This window comes from Novosphingobium sp. B-7 (assembly GCF_000410615.1).
Taxonomy (GTDB): Bacteria; Pseudomonadota; Alphaproteobacteria; order Sphingomonadales; family Sphingomonadaceae; genus Novosphingobium; species Novosphingobium capsulatum.
The window spans coordinates 1-1,324 of sequence record NZ_APCQ01000671.1 but is presented as its reverse complement, the minus strand read 5'-3'; the positions used below and the strand labels follow the sequence as shown (position 1 = coordinate 1,324).

Sequence of the window (1,324 nt, the reverse complement as noted above, 5' to 3'; positions counted from 1 at the left end):
CCCCTCACGTCAAACGTTAGATGCACTAAGCACATAATTGCTCACAGCCAAACTATCAGGTCAAGTCTGCTTTTATTATTTTTAAGCGTGCATAATAAGCCCTACACAAATTGGGAGATATATCATGAAAGGCTGGCTTTTTCTTGTTATCGCAATAGTTGGCGAAGTAATCGCAACATCCGCATTAAAATCTAGCGAGGGCTTTACTAAGCTTGCCCCTTCCGCCGTTGTCATAATCGGTTATGGCATCGCATTTTATTTTCTTTCTCTGGTTCTGAAATCCATCCCTGTCGGTGTTGCTTATGCAGTCTGGTCGGGACTCGGCGTCGTCATAATTACAGCCATTGCCTGGTTGCTTCATGGGCAAAAGCTTGATGCGTGGGGCTTTGTAGGTATGGGGCTCATAATTGCTGCCTTTTTGCTCGCCCGATCCCCATCGTGGAAGTCGCTGCGGAGGCCGACGCCATGGTGACGGTGTTCGGCATTCTGAATCTCACCGAGGACTCCTTCTTCGATGAGAGCCGGCGGCTAGACCCCGCCGGCGCTGTCACCGCGGCGATCGAAATGCTGCGAGTCGGATCAGACGTCGTGGATGTCGGACCGGCCGCCAGCCATCCGGACGCGAGGCCTGTATCGCCGGCCGATGAGATCAGACGTATTGCGCCGCTCTTAGACGCCCTGTCCGATCAGATGCACCGTGTTTCAATCGACAGCTTCCAACCGGAAACCCAGCGCTATGCGCTCAAGCGCGGCGTGGGCTACCTGAACGATATCCAAGGATTTCCTGACCCTGCGCTCTATCCCGATATTGCTGAGGCGGACTGCAGGCTGGTGGTTATGCACTCAGCGCAGCGGGATGGCATCGCCACCCGCACCGGTCACCTTCGACCCGAAGACGCGCTCGACGAGATTGTGCGGTTCTTCGAGGCGCGGGTTTCCGCCTTGCGACGGAGCGGGGTCGCTGCCGACCGGCTCATCCTCGATCCGGGGATGGGATTTTTCTTGAGCCCCGCACCGGAAACATCGCTGCACGTGCTGTCGAACCTTCAAAAGCTGAAGTCGGCGTTGGGGCTTCCGCTATTGGTCTCGGTGTCGCGGAAATCCTTCTTGGGCGCCACCGTTGGCCTTCCTGTAAAGGATCTGGGTCCAGCGAGCCTTGCGGCGGAACTTCACGCGATCGGCAATGGCGCTGACTACGTCCGCACCCACGCGCCTGGAGATCTGCGAAGCGCAATCACCTTCTCGGAAACCCTCGCGAAATTTCGCAGTCGCGACGCCAGAGACCGAGGGTTAGATCATGCCTAGGGCTCTGTTGCAAAAATCG

At 56.4% G+C, this 1,324-nt stretch carries 2 protein-coding genes; both read left to right on the top strand.

Annotation, left to right across the window (positions count from 1 at the left end; translation table 11 throughout):
• Positions 1–124 precede the first annotated feature (124 nt).
• Positions 125–472, top strand: a complete 348-nt coding sequence (locus H926_RS31575; protein ID WP_000679427.1) for a quaternary ammonium compound efflux SMR transporter QacE delta 1 — start codon at positions 125–127, stop codon at positions 470–472.
• Positions 466–1,305, top strand: a complete 840-nt coding sequence (gene sul1, locus H926_RS0107005; protein WP_000259031.1) for a sulfonamide-resistant dihydropteroate synthase Sul1 — start codon at positions 466–468, stop codon at positions 1,303–1,305. Before H926_RS31575 ends, sul1 begins: the two co-directional genes overlap by 7 nt.
• Positions 1,306–1,324: the final 19 nt, after the last annotated feature.

Coding starts and splice junctions, on each gene's coding strand:
- sul1 (WP_000259031.1), top strand. CDS start 466: ATGGTGACGGTGTTCGGCATTCTGAATCTCACCGAGGACTCCTTCTTC.
- H926_RS31575 (WP_000679427.1), top strand. CDS start 125: ATGAAAGGCTGGCTTTTTCTTGTTATCGCAATAGTTGGCGAAGTAATC.